Source organism: Flammeovirga sp. OC4 (genome assembly GCF_000812565.1).
GTDB lineage: Bacteria > Bacteroidota > Bacteroidia > Cytophagales > Flammeovirgaceae > Flammeovirga.
In genome coordinates this window covers 1-18,437 of record NZ_JTAM01000045.1, presented here as the reverse complement: position 1 = coordinate 18,437, position 18,437 = coordinate 1, and the positions used below count along the sequence as shown (strand labels likewise).

The following is an 18,437-nucleotide window of genomic DNA, read 5'->3' as shown; positions in this document are numbered from 1 at the left end:
AGAAAAAACACTTATATCCGAAATATATGCCTAATTTCTTGAAATCAATACTTTTTTTGAAGGTCTTTCTTGTGATAAGCACAATTGTAACAGCACAAAAGAAGCATTTTCCCTCTTTTTTTAATGCCTCTATGGAGGATTTACATTGGGTAGACTCGGTTTGGAATTCATTAGATGATGATGAAAAAATAGCACAATTATTTATAGTACCGCATTATACCTCAAATAGTTATGCTGAGGTAGAAGGCTTGGTGAAAAAATATAACGTGGGCGGTGTTATCTTCTTTAAAGGCAGAGCTGAAACTCAAATCAATGCCATCAATAATTTGAATAAAGTGGCAAAGACACCTTTAGTGTATACTTTGGATGCAGAATGGGGTTTGGGGATGCGCTTACCAAAAGACGGTATTTCTTATCCTTATGCTATGACTTTGGGAGCGATTGAAGATGATCAATTGATTTTTGAAATGGGAGTTCAGATGGCAGAACAGTTAAAGAGGGTAGGAGTAGGAGTAAGTTATGGTCCCGTTGTGGATTTAAATAACAACCCTTTAAACCCAGTGATCAATTACAGGTCTTTTGGGGAAAATAAAGAAAAAGTAGCTGCAAAAGCGATTCAATATATGTATGGTCTTCAATCTCAAAATGTCTTGGCTGTCGGAAAACATTTTCCAGGACACGGAGACACGAGTGTCGATTCTCATAAAGATTTGCCCGTGATACCGCATGATGTGGCAAGGTTGGATTCTATGGAACTATATCCTTATAAAAAATTAATAGAAGCAGGTGTCGGAGGGGTAATGACCGCTCATTTAAGTGTGCCCGTTTGGGATGATCAACCCTCTTCCTTATCTCCAAAAATTGTGACAGAGATATTAAGAGATTCATTAGCTTTTAATGGTTTGGTGTTTACGGATGGGATTTTGATGAATGCGATTACTAAAAGGTTCCAAAAATACGGGGTAGCGGATGCAAAAGCATTAGTAGCCGGTAATGATGTGGTAGAGTTTACCAATCATATTGGTGATGCTATTGATGCCGTGAAAGATGAAATTGAAAAGGGGAATTTATCTTGGGAAGAAATTGATCAAAAGGGATGGCGTATGCTATTGATGAAAAAATGGACGGGAGCACATCAAGTCACTTCAATTTCTACTGCACGTTTAAAAGAAGATTTACACCCTTTAAAAGCAACTCACTTAATTCAGAATATAGCCGATGAGGCTGTGACACTTTTACAATATGAAGGAGGTTTGCCATTGAAAACCAATAGTGGAAAAATCGCCGTGGTCAATATTGGAACGCGGGAATATTCAGAATTGACGACCACTTTGGAACGTCAAGGTTTGGAAGTGACTTCATTTTACTTATCAAAAAATGCATCGATCAGTACCGTAAATGCATTAATCAAGAAACTAAAAAATTATGATACTGTTATTAGTCAGTTGTCAGGTTTTTATATGACGCAAGGAGCGAAAGATATTGCTGTCGAATTGGAAAAAGGCAAAGCTTCACCGGCATTAAAATATCCTTATAAAATCACCTACACTCAGGTGAAATACATTGAAATGGCCAATCTTTTACCTCAACATTTTACAGTAGTTTTGGGTAATGCCTATGTACTTCGTTCATTTCAAGGTATTGAAAAACAAAACGGTATTATAGTCACGTATCAAAATTCAAAAGCACTTCGAAATGCCGTAGCAAAAATGATGATTGGTAAAATTCAACCCAAAGGAACTTTACCTGTAACAATAGATACAAGATACAAAGAAGGAACCTCTTATAAATCTTTTGAAAATCCGAATATTAAAGCAGTAGAAAGAGAACATATTTCTACATTGTCCATCCCTAAAATCAATAAAACCGATGTATAAATTATTAGTATTTCCATTTCTTATTTTATTGAATTTTGCTTGTACTGCCGAAACACAACAAAAGGTGGAACATAAAGTAGAAATTATACCTGAGATCATCACTGGAGCGGAGCAAACGGATCAATATTTACCGTACTTGAAAGATAAAAGAGTGGGGGTTTTAGTCAATCAAACATCCATGATCAAGGAGCAGCATTTAGTGGATTCATTGGTTGCCTTAGGGGTTGATATACAAATGATTTTTGCACCTGAACATGGCTTTAGAGGGAAAGAAGATGCAGGAGCACACGTAAAAGATGCTATCGACCCTTCAACAGGCATTAAGATTTATTCCATTTATGGGAAAAATAAAAGACCCACTCCTGAACTTTTACAGCAGGTGGATATTGTCATTTTTGATATACAAGATGTAGGTTGTCGTTTTTATACCTATATCAGTTCAATGCATTATATGATGGAAGCTTGTGCAGAAGCAGGGAAAGAAATGTTGGTGTTGGACCGACCGAATCCTAATGGAATGCATATTGACGGTCCTGTTTTAGACCCTAAGTTTAAATCTTTTGTGGGAATGCATAAAATTCCCATTCTTCATGGCTTGACAGTAGGAGAGTTGGCACAAATGATCAATGGAGAGCAGTGGTTAAGAAATAAGACCAATTGTGATTTAAAAATAATTCCGGTAAAGAATTATGATCACTCTATGTCCTACAGTTTACCGATAAAACCGTCACCAAACTTGCCTAACGATCAATCCATTTTACTTTATCCTTCCTTATGCTTTTTTGAGGCAACTCCAGTAAGTATTGGAAGAGGGACGGCATTTCCATTTCAAGTGATCGGTTATCCTAATTCAAAATTAGGGGTGTTTGAGTTTACTCCTAAAGCCACTCCAGGTGCCGCATCCAATCCTGTTTTAAAAGACCAATTATGTTTTGGTGAAGATTTAAGAACTATAACGGAAGGTGGATTACAACTTTCTTACCTGATTGATTGGAATCGAAAATTTAAAAACGCTGAAGGGAAATCAGTGATTTCAAAAAATAAATGGATGGACCTTTTATGCGGTACCGATCAGGTTCGTTTGGCTTTGGCAAAAGGAGAGACGGAGTCTGAAATCAAGGTGGCTTGGAAAGAAGGTTTGGATGCTTATAAATTGAAGAGAAAGAAATATTTACTCTACAAGGATTAACGGAAGTAAAGGCTTACTTAGATTGCCTCTTCATTTTTTCAAGGTAGAGTTGTTCTACTTTTTCTCTTGCCCAAGGAGTTCTGCGTAAGAATTTCAAACTTGATTTAACAGAGGGATTATTATAAAAGCAGTTGACAGGTATTCTATGATGTAATTGCTCCCAACCGTAATAATCCACCAAATATTCTACAATATCAGAGAGTTTTATCCCGTGAAGCGGATTGTTAGGCTGTTCTTGTTTTGTGTTTTCCATTTCACAAAAGTATAAAATATAATTATCGATTGTGCATAAACTAATTTTCGTTAACGATTAAATGGGATGTAAAGTCGGTTATCGTTATTCTTCAATCGAGCTTTCTACAAGCATTTATGAGTTCTACTTTTAAGCTTCTTTCTTCTTCGTTTTTGTCTTGAAACAAAAAGAAGCAAAAAATTCAAGGCTTTGAAGTCAAAAGCTAAATTTCATTCCTCTCGCCTAAATGATTTTAAACTCGCTTTGCTCAAACAAGAAAATCATTTTTAACGGCTCAATCCATGAAATTCTTCACGCTTTTCCCTTCAAGGCCGATGGAAGAACTACAAAATGAGTATTTGAATACTCAACTCAATTTCCACTGGCGCAAATGTTAAGCGAAAGCGTCATTTGTGCCCTATAGATCATCAGAAATCTCCTGATTTCTAAATTCCATCAATAGAGTTTTTACAGTTCTGTTAAATATGCCTTTGTTCATCATTAAATACAGACTTAAGTTGTGTGGATGAATGATAAAGTAATAAACCGTGTTAATGTCTAATGTATAAAAAGTTTCCTGATAGTTTTCAAAATGATTACTTTTAAACATTGCTTCACTAATTATTGATAAACTCCAAACAATGAACTTAAATCAAATTACAGTCCCGACTTTAAATGTTCCAGCAGCTATTTCATTTTATCAAAAATTGGGTTTAAAGCTCATTGTACATTCAGACGATCACTATGCCCGTTTTGAATGTGAGAATGGAGCTACTTTTTCTTTACACCTTGTAGATCAACTTCCCCAGGGTGAAGGGACCTATGTTTATTTTGAATGCGATGATTTGGATCAAAAAGTAGAAGAATTAATAGGGAAAGGTATACAGTTTGAAATGATGCCTACCGATCAAAGATGGCTTTGGAGAGAAGCCCGTCTAAAAGACTTGGATGGTAATCGTATCATCTTGTTTTTTGCAGGAGAAAATCGGTTAAATCCTCCTTGGAAGTTGAAGGAAGAAGTGTAATATCAGTACATTGTTAACTAAGTGTTCGTTAACTTCCAATTGGTCTTTTTACAAGATTTTATAAGATCTACTTTTAAGCTTCTTTCTTCTTCGTTTTTGTCTTAAAACAAAAAGAAGCAAAAAATTCAAGGCTTTGAAGTCAAAAGCTAAATTCCATTCATTGAGCCTAAATGATTTTAAACTCGCTGCGCTCAAACAACAAAATCATTTTTAACGGCTCACTTCATGAAATTCTTCACGCTTTTCCCTTCAAGGCCGAAGAAATTACTACAAAAATTATAAGGTAGATAATCCAATGGCACGAATGTTAAACGATAGTGTCATTCGTGGCCTACAGATTATCAGAAATCTCCTTATTTCTGTAATTAATCATAAGTTTCCGAAAATTTAGTTAACAATGTATTAGATGCTCATAAAGTAGTTTATTTTAAATAGGCTTTTAGAATATCACAACACCAGCACCAACTGTAAAACCATTAAATCCAACATCTACAATTTTGGTGTTAAGATAACCGGCCCTTAAGTAGAAGTTTTTCAAATAGCATTTGAGATCAAAATGAATTTCTTGGAATTTAATGTCTTCATCAAAAGTGCCGAAATGCCAGTCGAAATACAGACTAATAGGTTTTGCAATGTATATCTCAGTACCAATGTTGTAATTGTAACCTGTATAATTTTCATCTAAGGATAACGCAGAAAGTCCACCGCCAATCCACAAGTCAATTTCACTTTCAGAGATCAAATGATAACTCAGGTTCATATGATACAGTTCCGCCCGGTCTTCTTTGTCATTTATTTTTTCTGTAATCATATTTGTTCTTAAAAGGAAACTAATTTTTGGAGAAGCATTGAATTGAAGTAAGCCATTAAAACCACTGATTTCTTTCGATTCATTATAATAGTTGCCTTCAAGTATTAATGATGTATGAGTTTCGGCTTCAACGTTTCTGACATATTTTCCGTTGGTTCCATTAGCGTAAGGATATTTTTGCATTCTCAGTGTAGATAATGTAGTCCTTTCTGGGACTTCTTCTAATTCGCTCTCTCCAGCATAGGCTCTAGATCGATTGGTTGGCTGTGCAGGGTAATTTCCTTCAACATTTGAATTATTTCCTGAAGCCATACTTTTTAGAATATTAAAAATCACTTCGCCAGTAGCATTGTTAACTTCATTGTCGCTGACCTTCTCGTGTGGCTTTTCTTTTTTTTGTTTGACACTCTTTTTGAGCTTGTCAATTTTGCCTTGAGCACAAATAGGATTGGAGAGAATAAAGAGGAATAGAATGATGATGTAGAGTTTCATAAAGTATGTTTTTTTGGTTAACTCTATGACATGTGAGCAGAATGAACGGACTATTAAGAAATGGTAAAAAAAGCTTGAAATTGTGAAGAGGAGTGAACTTTGAAATCAAGATAGTTTTTTAAGAAATGGTCGTGTTTATGTTTTAATAGTCATCCTAAATGACCTATGAGGGAGTAATACCCGTTGTGGTACTTATTTCCAATGCATAAAAAATGAAAGAAAATTCCAACTTAAATCGTAGAATCATGAACTACAGAAATAAACAAGGGCATTGTAAAACAACGCCCTCGCCTATGAAGTTTCTCTACTCTTTATTAAAGCGATCGTAAAGAGAAAATATCAGTGTTTGTTACATTGTAAACTAAGTTTTCGAATATTTATGGTATTTAGAAATCAGGAGATTTCTGCTGATCTTTGGGACACGAATGACGCTATCGCTTAACATTCGCGCCAGTGGACTTTCTACCCAATTCATTTGCTACTTCTTTCCTCGGCCTTGAAGGAAAAGCGTTAATAATTTCATGGAATGAGCTGTTAAAAATGATTTTCTTGTTTGAGCAAAGCGAGTTTAAAATCATTTAGGCTCAAGGAATGAAATTTAGCTTTTGACTTTAAAGCTTAGATTTTTTGCTTCATTTTTCATCAATGGAAAAATGAAGAAGAAGGCAGCCTTATATTAGATCCTATAAATGTTTGTAGAAAGGTTGATTAAAAGTTAACGAAAACTTAGTTTACGATGTATGTATATTTCAGAAAAAAACTTTTAAAAATGTGATACAATATCTTTATAATTTGTATCACTGATTTGATAGGGTTGAACAAGGTGAGTCACATAGTCAACATAATCTTCTAGTGCGTATAATCCAGCTTCATTACTATTGATAGGTAAGGTAGCTGGCACTTCATTAAACCTGATTTGTACATAATGTTTTCCTTCTTGTTCCAATAGCATCCAAGTAAGGTTGGTGGCCATCATAGCATAATCACTAGTTGACCAATCGATATGTAATAAATTATTGGCTTTTCTATTGACATCATTTACATTAAGATAAACCAACAAAGGCAAAGTGGTTTCAGCATGTGCGAAATTGAAATAACCCTGATAGTCTAACTTATTTTCCGAAGCCAATTGTAACTGTTGAGTAAGGTGGAGCATCAAGCCAATCGCATTGGAATAAGAAGTCTTTCTTTTGAGGTATCCTGGCCCTTTGGCATAAAATGTTTCAATATCACCTACTTTCGCTAATAACCTTGTTTGTTCATAAGTGAAAATCTTAAAATCAGGACGTTGATTTTCAGGGATGGCAAATGCTATTTTAAAACACTCATAAAGTGCCAAGACAATATCCATTCTTGAGCGGATAGCCTTTTCATTTTCACCGTCTAAATAAAAGACATCATCACGTTCAAACTGTTCTAGAAAGTCAGCTTTAAAGTATTTAGGGAGAATGGTAGAAGCCAATTGGTGGTATTGATCAGAGTTCACAATATCATTGATTTGACTGAGCCATAATGCAGAATCCTTATAAGCCTTGTATTTTGGAGAGACTTTATGGAAACGTAAAAGAGGGTCATTACCTTTTTCAAAATTATTAATCTTCCAATTGTTCTTTCCGCCAATATCCACAAGTCCTTTGATAAAAGAAGCCCTAGAATATTGCGTGCGCAGTTTATAAGTGGCATTACCGATTATTTTATTGGACGACTTAAAAAAAGCACTATCCAAAAGGTACATCCTTTGAGCCATCTCATAGTGTTCTTTACGCCCTAATTGCGTCAATCTACCATACCTTCCAAATTGAAGCATGGTCAGCTCTTTCACCTCTTCTAACAATTTCTTGCCTTCCGCTGTCAATTGATTTTTATGATCCGCATCGTTCATTAAATTAAACAATGCAATATCTTCATTAGGACCACTCATAAATCGTGATCCATGTCGAGCAACGTGTGCAATAAATGAAAGGTTGTAATCTTTTGGTAACTCGATATTTTCAATTGGTGCGGTGTAATTTTGTTTAGATCCAAGGTGCCATTTCGTTTCTTTCACTAGGGGAGTATCTTCAACTTTTTGACAAGCAATCTGAGTTAGTAAAACGAACGTTGTAATTAATGTTGATTTAAAATAATTAATCATTAGTGTAAGATAGAATTTAAATTAGTGACACAAAAATGTAACATTGATGTTACTAAAGCATCATTTGAATGTTAGTTTATAGTTAATAAGTCTTTCAGCGACAATGTTATACTGAATTTACTGAACGATTGATGTCTCACAAAGTATTTCCTAAACTATTCTTTCCAATCGATGAGATTATCTTAGAATAATAGAAACTTAGTCTACCATATTATAAACTAAATTATCGTCAACTTTCAACTGCCTTTTCTAGAAGCATGTATAGGATCAACTTTTTATACTTCCTTCTTCTTTATTTTTATCATTTCACCAAAAGAAGCAATAAGTCAAGGTTGAGAAATCAAAAGCAATTTTATTCCTTGACCTAAATGATTTATTATAGCACCAAAGACAAAACAGCTCACCTCAGTCAATGAGATCAGCTGTTTTTCAATGATTGATAAAATTATTTTAGTTTTTACCACCGCCAAAGTGAATAGCAGTACCCAAACTTAATGTTGAGATGTTATTACTTCCTTGAAGGTTCAATGATTCCCATTCCATTCTGATTTCAAAGGTATCTCCAAGAAGTACACCAGCACCGAGTCCCCACATAAAAGAGGTACTTTTCTCTAGATTACTGATTTCTGGGTATCTATTGTCGTATTGACCAAAGAAGGCACCGGCTTTTGCAAAACCAAACACTGGGCCGATATGAACGGTTCCTTTGGCGGCTACATCCCAGCCTGTAATAGATGTTTCATAAGGGACATCGTTCGCAACAGTTGAAGCAGTTCCTACACTTCTGTAACCACCTTCAACCCCTAAGAATTTATTACCAATACCGCCATATATTTTCCAGCTACCCGTATTGTCGTCTACTTGAAAACTAGTACCATTGATATCGTTTAAGTCTTGATTGATGAAAGAGTTACCACCAGATGCACCAAGATAAAATTGTGCTTGAGCATTCACCGAGAAGAACAATAATGTACCTAATAAAAAGAATAAATTTTTCATGAACTTTTATGATTTAAATTGAAATTATAACCTCTTTAACGGTGTGAATAGGAGGTGATTTATATAAAATTCAACTGTAAATCATTAAAATTCGATCGTATTCATTGCTTTGCACTAAGATGAGAACTGATCGCTTAATTGTCTGTTGGCGATATCTTTTATTTCCTCAATTTTATAGAGTAGAAGTCGTTGCTTTTCACTGATCACTAAAAACAATGCTTGGACATTTTTCTTTAACTGCGAAAGTACCTCACGTTTTTCCTTGATATCATTGATAACATATTGTATTTGTTCGAGTGCATCTGCATCAATATTTATGGCTTTGACCTTATCCTTAATGAAAATATTTTTGGTAATCGTATAATACATTCTTTCTACTTCTTTCAACAATTCTAAACTGGAAGAAGGCATTTCCTCGTTCAATTTTAAAGCGTTGGTAACAAGGTGGTCATTTTCATACAACTTCGCCAACGCTTGTCGATGAATATCAAAATAATTGAAGAGTTGACAATTCCTCACCTTGGTTAGTTCCTCCAACCGTTTCAGTTCTTCACGAACAATGTCAAATTCTTTATACAAGCTTTCTGTTTCAGAAGAAATCAAAAGACCTTCTTCAATTTGAGATTTGTGATACCCATTCAACTCCAATAGCTGACGTATTTTGGGTGTATTTAGAGCATTTGAAAAAGTAAAGTGGGCACGTTCTAGAATTTTCCTCTCATTTTTTTTAGCAATTGACATGATTAAGTGGTTTTAAGTTTTGCTTACGCACCACAGACCATCATTGATTTGAAATTCAACTACAAATTAATTTTAAATAGGGGATATGAATATAGATCAAATATGAATCTTAGAGCAGTGAGAATAAGCTTAGTTTTTGAAAAAGTTAACTACACTGATGATAATCAATGTATTGTAAGGTTAGCTGTTTTTTTGGAGAATGTCAAGCCTTTTTATGATCTATTTTAGAGAAATCTTGATGTGATTAATAACCAATTGAGTTAAAAACTTCTCCTATTGTAGACAATAGTCCGTTGTATGATCGTCTACAATCTATGAATTTTAATTCATGGAAAATATTAATGTCCGGTTCGGGATTAGAGTAAGAAAACTACGTAATCAAAAAAAGATTTCCCAAGAGAAATTTGCAAACGAGATTGGTATTGATCGTACATATATGACTGATATTGAAAACGGTAAAAGAAATGTTTCTTTGGTGATTATTGAGAAGATTGCAAAGGGATTTGGGTTGAGTGTATCGGAGATATTGGAAAGACTATAATAAATTAAAGCAAATGGAAGACTTCAAAAAATGGTTAACTAAAAAACATCCGGATTCTGGAACTACTCATTCCTATATGAGAGCTATTGAGATTCTTAATGATTACTTTCAAAAGAATCTTTATTCTTTTGAGGTTGAAGAATTAGAATTGTTACTTATTGATGTGAAAGCTAAACAAAAAGAAGAAGAAGGAGCCTTTTATAATTCAAAATCAACGTCTTATGGAAAGAAGGGATATTACTCAGCTGCAATTACATCCTTTATTGATTTTTTAAAAAACTACAATAGAGAGAAGAAATATTGGTTATATGCTCCTGGAGAAGGAGCCAAAAAGTGGGAAGAGTTCTATTCTAATGAAATAATTGGTTTAGGATGGGATCAAATTGGAGATTTACATAATTACCCCTCTAAGGAAGCTCTCCAAGAAATAATAATGAAAACATATGAAGGTGATAATCCATTTAATCAAGTTTTAGCGAATTGGGACTTCTATCAGAATATGAATATTGGTGACATAGTAATCGCTAAAAATGGTAGAAAGGAATTAATTGGTTATGGTGAAGTTATTTCAGAATACTTTTATGATTCAAGTAGACTCGATTATCAAAAATGCCGAAAGGTAAAATGGTTGAGAAAAGGTAATTGGAAAGTTGATTTCAATTTAGTTTTAAAAACACTAACAGATGTTACAACATATAAATCTGGTTTATATCCAGGTGAAAAATATTATGATGTATTATTAAAAATTATGAATGGAGAACTAATTCAAAAACAACTTGACAAAACATATTTACCAAAAAATCAAATTCTTTTTGGTCCTCCAGGTACAGGGAAAACATATAATACAATAAATAAAGCTTTAGAAATTATTGATGGCTCATCACCTTTAAATAGAAATGATGCAAAGATTAGATATGATGAGTTAATTAAATCAGGTAATATTGTTTTTACTACTTTTCATCAGAGTATGAGTTATGAAGATTTTGTTGAAGGGATAAAACCTTTAACAAAAGGAGATGATTTAAGGTACGAAATTACAGATGGAATTTTTAAAATGATATGTAGTGAAGCTCAATCTGAATTTAATTCATACACTAATAATTCAACTTTTAAACAAGCCTTTTCATGCCTTGTATCAGAATGGGAAGAATCAGATACTGATTTAGTAAAAGTTAATACAAGTTCTAATTCTTCTTACTTTGAGTTATATGACCTTTCTACATCGACAATTCGTTTTAGAAAGAAAAATGGAAGTGAAAAACATACTTTAAGTAAGAAAACCCTTGAAAGATTTTACAATAATGAAGCCTCTGATTTCAAAGGTGGTTTAAATGTATACTACAAACCATTATCTGATAAATTAAAATCATATCAAATTGATAATAAAAACAAATCAACTAATGGTACCTATATTCTTATCATAGATGAAATAAATAGAGGTAATGTATCAGCAATCTTCGGAGAATTAATTACTCTATTAGAGGAAAGCAAACGTATTGGTGAAGAAGAAGAATTAAAAGTCACATTGCCTTACAGTAAGGAAGAGTTTGGTGTTCCTAATAATCTATATATTATAGGAACAATGAATACAGCTGACCGTTCTGTTGAAGCCCTAGATACAGCTTTGAGAAGACGTTTTGTATTTGAAGAAATAATGCCAAATTATGATGTGCTAAATGAACGTAATGTTCAAGTTGGAGAAACTATCTTTTCACTTCGGAGAATTCTTGAAGTAATTAATAAACGTATAACAATCTTATTGGATAGAGATCATCAAATTGGACATAGCTACTTTATAAAAGTCACAGATGAGCATTCTTTAAAACTAGCTTTTGCAAAAGAAATTATACCTCTTTTACAAGAGTATTTTTATAATGATTATGTAAAAATTGCATTGGTTTTAGGAACTGGTTTTTGTGTAAAAGTAGAAACAAGTGACTACAGTAATTTATTAGCTTCTATTGATGATAGTGAAATAACAGATTTATATTCTAATCAAACTGTATATCAACTTAAAGATATCAATAAGATAGATAACTTTGAGTCTGCACTTAATATTCTTTTAAAGAAAGAATAAATATGAAAAATAAAGCAGTATTCACAGTATTTGAACACCAAACTTTAAAAGTTGGAGATAAAGTAAATGATGTCATTTTTTTAGAAAAGCACCTAAAGGCATTAGTTAAATATTATGGCAATGGATTGTCTTATTTTGATTTAGTACATAAAGGAGTGAAATTTTGTCATTTTGTTGGTGTTATAAAGATCAATGATATAACTATTGAAATTTTACCTAAAGTCGATAAAGGATCAGAAAAAGCTGAATGGAGAAAATTATTGATTGATATGTTAAGAGTTGTGGGAGCGTTTAATATAGCAGCTCCTTCAACTTCTTCTTTATCTCTAAAAAATAATTTTATTCTTGATTTGTACTTTGAGTTATTTCTTAAAGAAGTGGAGTATCTTGTTCATTTGGGATTAATTAAACAATATCGTCAACAAGATAGTAACCAAAAGGTATTAAAAGGGAAATTACAATTATCAAAACACCTCAGAAAAAATATAGTCCATAAAGAGCAATTTTTTGTGAATCATACGGTTTATGATGTTCAACATAAAGTTCATCAATTATTATATAAGACATTAAGGTTAATCTATGATACTTCTTCAAATCCGTTGATAGAAGGTAAGGTAAAGCAATTGTTATTTTATTTTCCTCAAATGCCTGATATCAAAGTAAGAGATACAGAATTTCAGAGAATTATTATTAACCGAAAGCTTAAAAATTATGAACAAGCATTAGATATAGCACAGCTTTTATTATTAAACTATCATCCTGATTTAGCAAAGGGCGAGAATGACGTTTTAGCTTTAATGTTCAATATGAATGATCTTTGGGAACGATTTGTATGTGTTACTTTACAACGAAAACTAAAAGATTATAATGTAAAAGGGCAAGTCAATAAGCTTTTTTGGAAAGGGCAAAAAAATGGACAATCATATATGCGACCAGATATTTTGTTGGAGCATAAAAGTAAAAATTTAAGAGTGGTTCTAGATACAAAATGGAAACATATTGAAAAAGCGACTCCAAATTCAAATGATCTTAGACAACTATATGCTTACTCTCATTTTTTCAACGCGGATAAAGTAGCACTTGTTTATCCTGGTAATATTGATTTAAATTCAGGTTACTATCAAGAAGGAAATAAAGAATGTGCAATTATTCAGATCAGGTGTTCGTCAAATATAAATACGTTCATAGAAAGTATTTTGACTAACCTTAATTGTTGGTTGCCAAAACTAAACCATCAAAACTAATTATGAGAAGAGAATTTCAATCAACATTGAAAAAAGTATCAACTAGCTATAAATTTTATTGGATCTTAGGTTTATTAAAATGTGTGGTGAATCAAAATAAAAATGAATTTAAGTTTGCTGAGATAGTAGTAGAGATATTCTGCTTAGTATGGTATCCTATTAATTATTATAAGTTAAATTTTGGAATTCAGGATCAACTAGAAAATATCATTTTAACGATTAAGAGGGATTATCATCTAAAGGATGATATAAAAGAGCATCAATTACGAGACTTTTTATATTCTAAAATTAATGAAAGAGACTTTTTGAAGTATGTAAATACTTTATGTTCATTTGTTCCTTATCGTTTTTTAAGTCCATGGTTCGAGATTAGAGGTATACATGATAGGAAAAAAAATAAAAAGATAATTGAACTTCAAAATTCAGTAGAAAACCTACCTTATAAAATTGATGAATTAAATAAAAAGATAATTTGTTCCGAAAAGTTTTTGGAGTGGATCAATACAGATCGTTCCTATGTTGAGACTTATGTTTTATTTGAGTTATTAAAATATTTGCAAGCTAGGAACCCTAATGTACCAAGTATTATAAATAAGATATTTCGACCACAATCAAGAAATCTGACTACTCCAACAAAATTGTGGAAAGGTTTTATATCAATGAATCCTAAAACAAAATCAATTTTTTCTTGTAACAATCTCTATTTAGTTAATGATTTGAGCATAGATCACTTTCTTCCTTGGAGTTTTGTTACACATGATCAAATATGGAATTTACATCCTATCGAAAAGACAACTAATAGTTCTAAGAATAATATATTGCCAAGTGAAATTTATACAGAACCATTTATACTCCTTCAATACGATTTTACAAGGTATCTTTTAGATCAAAAAACAAATATTAAAGCACTAGAAGATTATTACTCTTTATTTAAAATTAATAGAACTGAATTAGAAACTATTCAAATAGAGTCATTTATAATGATTTTTAAAAAGGTCTATAATCCATTAATAGAAATTGCAGAGAGTATGGGTTATGAAAAAGGTTGGAGATTCTAACTTAACGATCAACAAATTGAAAACGATTCATTATGCTAAAAAATACAACAGTTAAACATCATCCCGAACTTACGGCAATTCATCGTAAAAGTATATCCTTTCCCTCACGTTTTTTACATGAAAAACAGCTTCTAAAAGGGAAGGTCCTTGATTTTGGTGCTGGGCATGGAAAAGATGTGGAAGAATTATCCAATAAAGGTGTAAATATAGAGCAGTATGATAAGTTTTATGCTCCAATATTCCCCAATAAAAAATATGATACAATTATTTGTCATTATGTGTTGAATGTGGTCGAGAAGGAAGAGCAGACTAGAGTGTTGGCGGAAGTTGCCTATCTACTGAAACCTGGAGGAAAAGCCTACTTTACGGTAAGGAAGGATTTAGCAAAGGAAGGAATTAGAATGCATGCAATTCACAAATTACCAACTTATCAATGTAATGTTGTGCTTCCATTTCTATCTATTTTGAGAACGAAGCATTGTGAAATTTATGAATATCAAAAACCAACAGAAAGTAATCTTTTGATGGAGACGGTGAGTGTGAAAGTGTATACTGGCAGGTATGGATATGAAATAGTTGAGAAGAAGAGGTTTGAGGGAAAAGCTAAAAGAGCGAAAGAAATTCTTAATGAATTGCTAAAATCAGGGAGGTATAAATAAGAAAGGACTTACCGTAATAAGTCCTCTCAAACTGTATTTTCAATTCTTAAAAATAAAACCCAAAGTTGATATTAAAACGCATATGCCAATCGGCATCTTCAGTACCGTATGCAAGAGCGGTATTGAAATCTGGACCTAACCAAGGTTGGTTTTTACCGACAGCGGCATCAACATAAATATACATTAAACCTGCGGTGACTAAACACCCTGTCACGTTTTGATAGGAATCATAGAAAGCTTCTTCTGTTTTATTGATCATACCAAAATCATTATAAAACTGTAGGGAAGAAACAGGTCCCCATTCTACAGGTTGCGTAAAACTAAGACCTAGTGTATAGGTTGAAGCTTCAGCGGCTACAAGATAAGGAGCACCGTAAGCCGTCAATGCTACTACATCTGTTCGTTCACCATCAGGTGCGTGAGGTGATTTTTTGTAATGTGAAGCCTGTGCTTTGAGGTTCCACTTTCTGAAGTTCATTTCATAATGAAACGCTACCGCGTAGTGTGTACCTGTGCTTCGAGTATCTAAGTTGTAAAGCCCTCCAAATAATCCTGAAAGACCAAGTTGATGTGTGAAATCATCACTACCTAGTTTTCTGAGGATTCTTGCATTGAACTGATTGACTTCCTTATTTCTGTATTGCAGATTACCATCTCCATTTTCATCCATAGATCCAACATCATAGGCATATCGACTATTGGAAACATCTGAATTTCCTCCAAAATCAAGTTCTTCTGCGTTTTTAAAGAAGGCCAAATTATAGACCCATTTATCATCATCATGGCTGAACTTTAAACCCATATCATGATCATCTTCCAAACCAACGTAATAGTTGATACTGAAAAACCAGTTATGTGAGTTGTAGGTCGTAATTCCAAAAGGAACTTGAGTAAGGCCTAATTGAATTTCATTTTTTTCAGAAAGCTCATAATCAAACCAACCTTGCTTTACAAACATTCCACCAAAGGATTGAGAATAGAAACGTACTTCAGCATTGAGTCCAAGTCCTTTATAGGAAGCAGTGGGCTTAATCGCGAACATATCGTATCCAAATTCACCCCCTGTGTCTTGGTGAGTTTCTTTCCATGTGGAATTATTATAGTTGAAACGGAGTGCACCTCCAATATTTATTTCTGGTTTTTCTTGTGCGTAAGTTGAAATAGAAATCGTAAAAATTAAAGTATAAAAGGAGTAGAAATATTTCATCTAAAAATAGTTTAAGTACAAGTAGTTGAACGGAATAAAAGGATAAAAAGTCAGCCTATTGTAGTGATAAGCTGACTTCTGTATAAAGGTTATTTTTTTGATTTGTAATGTTCATCATAGTAATCAGAAAGTGCCTTGTAGAAGCTAAAGCACATAATGATAATGATGATGGAAAACGGCAATCCGGTCAAAATAGAGGCCGTCTGTAATGCTGTTAAGCCTCCACCTACTAATAAAATACCTGCTATCAGTCCTTCCATGGTAGCCCAGAAGATTTTTTGGCCAACTGGAGCGTCATGTCTTCCTCCAGAAGTCAATGTGTCGACCACAAATGAACCTGAGTCAGAAGAAGTGACAAAGAAACTAGTCACCAAAATAACGGTAAGGATAGAAGCAAAAGTAGTGAAAGGGTATTGCTCTAATAAGAAGTAGATAGCTGTTGCTATATTTTTATTTACAGCTTCAGTAATAGCATGATTTCCTGTTAATTCCTGATACAAAGCACTACCGCCAAATACACTTAACCAAAGGAAGGTTAGTAACGATGGAACGATAAGTACACCCAATACAAATTCTTTGATCGTTCTTCCTTTTGAAATACGTGCAATGAAAATACCTACAAATGGAGACCATGAAATCCACCATGCCCAATAAAATACTGTCCATGAGTTTTGCCAGTTTTTATCTGTTCCTACTCCTTTGTATGAATTAGTCCAGAAACTTAATTCGAAAAACTCATAAACGTAATACCCTAAGTTTTGAACAAAAGACTTTAAGATAAATAAAGTGGGACCAACCAATAAAACCATCAACATAAGTCCTAAAGCCAATCGCATATTCCACTCACTTAGCATTCTGATTCCTTTATCAAGACCAAGCACAAGTGATAAAGTAGCAAAGAGCGTAATGATAGCAATTAATATCAATTCTACAGTGTTGGTAGTAGGGATATCAAATAGATAATTTAATCCTGCATTGACTTGTTGAACTCCAAATCCCAATGATGTGGCAAGTCCAAATAATGTGGCAATTACCGCAATGATGTCAATCAGATCACCAATAGGACCATATATTTTTTTCCCTAGTAAAGGGAAGAAGATAGAACGTACAGTTAGTGGAAGTTTTAAGTTAAAAGTAAAAAAGGCCAAAGCTAATCCCACAACAGCATACAACGCCCAAGCATGTACACCCCAGTGTAAAAATGTAATGCCCATTGCTTTTTCTGCAGCCATTGCTTCAGAACCTCCTTCTTTCAAGAAAGGGTTCCCATTAAAGTGAAAAACGGGTTCTGCTACCGACCAGAATAGTAATCCAATACCCATTCCGGCACTAAAAAGCATGGCAAACCAAGCGGTTTGTGAAAACTCAGGTTCAGCATCTTTTCCTCCAATTTTTACTTTCCCGTATTTGCTGAAGCCTAAATAAATGGCATAAAAAAGTAGTCCATTCACCAATAAAATAAATAGCCAACCGACATTATTGGCTACAGTTGTTTGTGTATTTTTGAACCATTCTTCCATCGGTTCACCTACTACTAAGGTACTAATGACCAACGTGGCGATGATAAGTATGGACGTAATGGAAACGGTAGCATTTGCTTTAATGCCCCAAAAGGTTTTTTGATCACTTCTTAGGTGACTCATAAAGGTTTTTATGTTTTTAATTCTAAAAGCTGATATGCTTCTATGATTTCATGAGACTATTCAAAATCACGAGATGAAAAATAGCTACCATTATTAAAGGTGATAATGTAAGACAACCAAAATCATATATTATGATCTCAAAAATTGAGAAAATAATACCTCATAAAATCTAATCAATTGTTTTAAAATTAGGGATTATTGTATCAAAAATAAATATTATGAGACTTTATTAAGAAATAACCTCTATGAGTGTAGTATTTTATTGAGATAATCTATTTCTACGTTAATCCTTCCTTTTCACAATTGTAGATCCTGGCTGATTCATCAAAGCGTTTTTACATGTGCCTCTGTTTAATACGTTGTAAACTAAGTTTTCGAATATTTATGATTTTTAGAAATCAGGAGATTTCTGTTGATCTGTAGGACACGAATGCCGCTAACGCTTAACATTCGCGCCAGTGGCATTCTACCCAATTCGTTTGGCAGTACTTTCCTCGGCCTTGAAGGG

At 33.3% G+C, this 18,437-nt stretch carries 15 protein-coding genes; 8 read left to right on the top strand and 7 right to left on the bottom strand.

The annotated features are described in order from the left end of the window. Positions 1-71: 71 nt before the first annotated feature. Both PL77_RS19815 and PL77_RS19810 read left to right on the top strand, forming a co-directional pair. A complete protein-coding gene (locus tag PL77_RS19815; protein WP_172665907.1) occupies positions 72-1,877 on the top strand; it encodes a glycoside hydrolase family 3 protein in 1,806 nt (601 codons plus the stop codon). Next, entirely contained in the window at positions 1,870-3,066 is a 1,197-nt protein-coding gene (locus PL77_RS19810; RefSeq protein ID WP_052444580.1) for an exo-beta-N-acetylmuramidase NamZ domain-containing protein, read from the top strand. Before PL77_RS19815 ends, PL77_RS19810 begins: the two co-directional genes overlap by 8 nt. Positions 3,067-3,079: 13 nt before the next feature. Here the strand turns inward: PL77_RS19810 and PL77_RS19805 are convergent, their stop codons facing one another. Continuing rightward, positions 3,080-3,319, bottom strand: coding sequence for a VF530 family DNA-binding protein (locus PL77_RS19805; RefSeq protein ID WP_044209297.1), 240 nt, complete (start codon positions 3,317-3,319; stop codon positions 3,080-3,082). A gap of 620 nt (positions 3,320-3,939) precedes the next feature. Between PL77_RS19805 and PL77_RS19800 the strand changes: the two genes are divergently transcribed. Beyond that, positions 3,940-4,323: a VOC family protein gene (locus PL77_RS19800; RefSeq protein WP_044209295.1), complete on the top strand. Its 384-nt coding sequence runs from the start codon at positions 3,940-3,942 to the stop codon at positions 4,321-4,323. A gap of 439 nt (positions 4,324-4,762) precedes the next feature. On the opposite strand, the gene PL77_RS19795 is transcribed toward PL77_RS19800, so the two are convergent. The 4 genes from PL77_RS19795 to PL77_RS19780 form a co-directional block, all read right to left on the bottom strand. Next, the gene (locus PL77_RS19795; RefSeq protein WP_044209293.1) at positions 4,763-5,626 is read right to left on the bottom strand and encodes a hypothetical protein; all 864 of its coding nucleotides are present in this window, start codon (positions 5,624-5,626) and stop codon (positions 4,763-4,765) included. A 763-nt stretch (positions 5,627-6,389) separates the two neighbouring features. Then, on the bottom strand, positions 6,390-7,760 hold the full coding sequence (locus PL77_RS19790; RefSeq protein ID WP_044209290.1) for a histidine-type phosphatase: 1,371 nt from the start codon (positions 7,758-7,760) through the stop codon (positions 6,390-6,392). A gap of 450 nt (positions 7,761-8,210) precedes the next feature. Then, positions 8,211-8,759 (bottom strand): outer membrane beta-barrel protein, encoded by a 549-nt coding sequence (locus PL77_RS19785; protein WP_044209288.1) that lies wholly within the window; start codon positions 8,757-8,759, stop codon positions 8,211-8,213. A 114-nt stretch (positions 8,760-8,873) separates the two neighbouring features. Beyond that, positions 8,874-9,500, bottom strand: a complete 627-nt coding sequence (locus PL77_RS19780) for a hypothetical protein (RefSeq protein WP_044209287.1) — start codon at positions 9,498-9,500, stop codon at positions 8,874-8,876. Positions 9,501-9,828: 328 nt separating this feature from the next. On the opposite strand from PL77_RS19780, the gene PL77_RS19770 reads away from it, so the two are divergent. From PL77_RS19770 to PL77_RS19750, 5 genes are read left to right on the top strand one after another with little or no spacing between them, the layout of a single operon-like run. Next, positions 9,829-10,041: a helix-turn-helix domain-containing protein gene (locus tag PL77_RS19770; RefSeq protein WP_044209285.1), complete on the top strand. Its 213-nt coding sequence runs from the start codon at positions 9,829-9,831 to the stop codon at positions 10,039-10,041. Between the two features lie 13 nt (positions 10,042-10,054). Beyond that, positions 10,055-12,118, top strand: coding sequence for an AAA family ATPase (locus PL77_RS30875; RefSeq protein ID WP_052444579.1), 2,064 nt, complete (start codon positions 10,055-10,057; stop codon positions 12,116-12,118). 2 nt (positions 12,119-12,120) lie between these two features. Beyond that, complete coding sequence (locus PL77_RS19760) at positions 12,121-13,362, top strand: McrC family protein (RefSeq protein WP_044209284.1); 1,242 nt, start codon at positions 12,121-12,123, stop codon at positions 13,360-13,362. 2 nt (positions 13,363-13,364) lie between these two features. Further along, positions 13,365-14,420, top strand: coding sequence for an HNH endonuclease domain-containing protein (locus tag PL77_RS19755; RefSeq protein ID WP_156152449.1), 1,056 nt, complete (start codon positions 13,365-13,367; stop codon positions 14,418-14,420). Between the two features lie 32 nt (positions 14,421-14,452). After that, positions 14,453-15,079 (top strand): bifunctional 2-polyprenyl-6-hydroxyphenol methylase/3-demethylubiquinol 3-O-methyltransferase UbiG, encoded by a 627-nt coding sequence (locus PL77_RS19750; RefSeq protein WP_052444578.1) that lies wholly within the window; start codon positions 14,453-14,455, stop codon positions 15,077-15,079. A gap of 46 nt (positions 15,080-15,125) precedes the next feature. On the opposite strand, the gene PL77_RS19745 is transcribed toward PL77_RS19750, so the two are convergent. Then, complete coding sequence (locus PL77_RS19745) at positions 15,126-16,286, bottom strand: hypothetical protein (RefSeq protein WP_044209280.1); 1,161 nt, start codon at positions 16,284-16,286, stop codon at positions 15,126-15,128. An 89-nt stretch (positions 16,287-16,375) separates the two neighbouring features. Then, positions 16,376-17,929 (bottom strand): BCCT family transporter, encoded by a 1,554-nt coding sequence (locus PL77_RS19740; RefSeq protein ID WP_156152448.1) that lies wholly within the window; start codon positions 17,927-17,929, stop codon positions 16,376-16,378. Between the last annotated feature and the right edge of the window lie 508 nt (positions 17,930-18,437).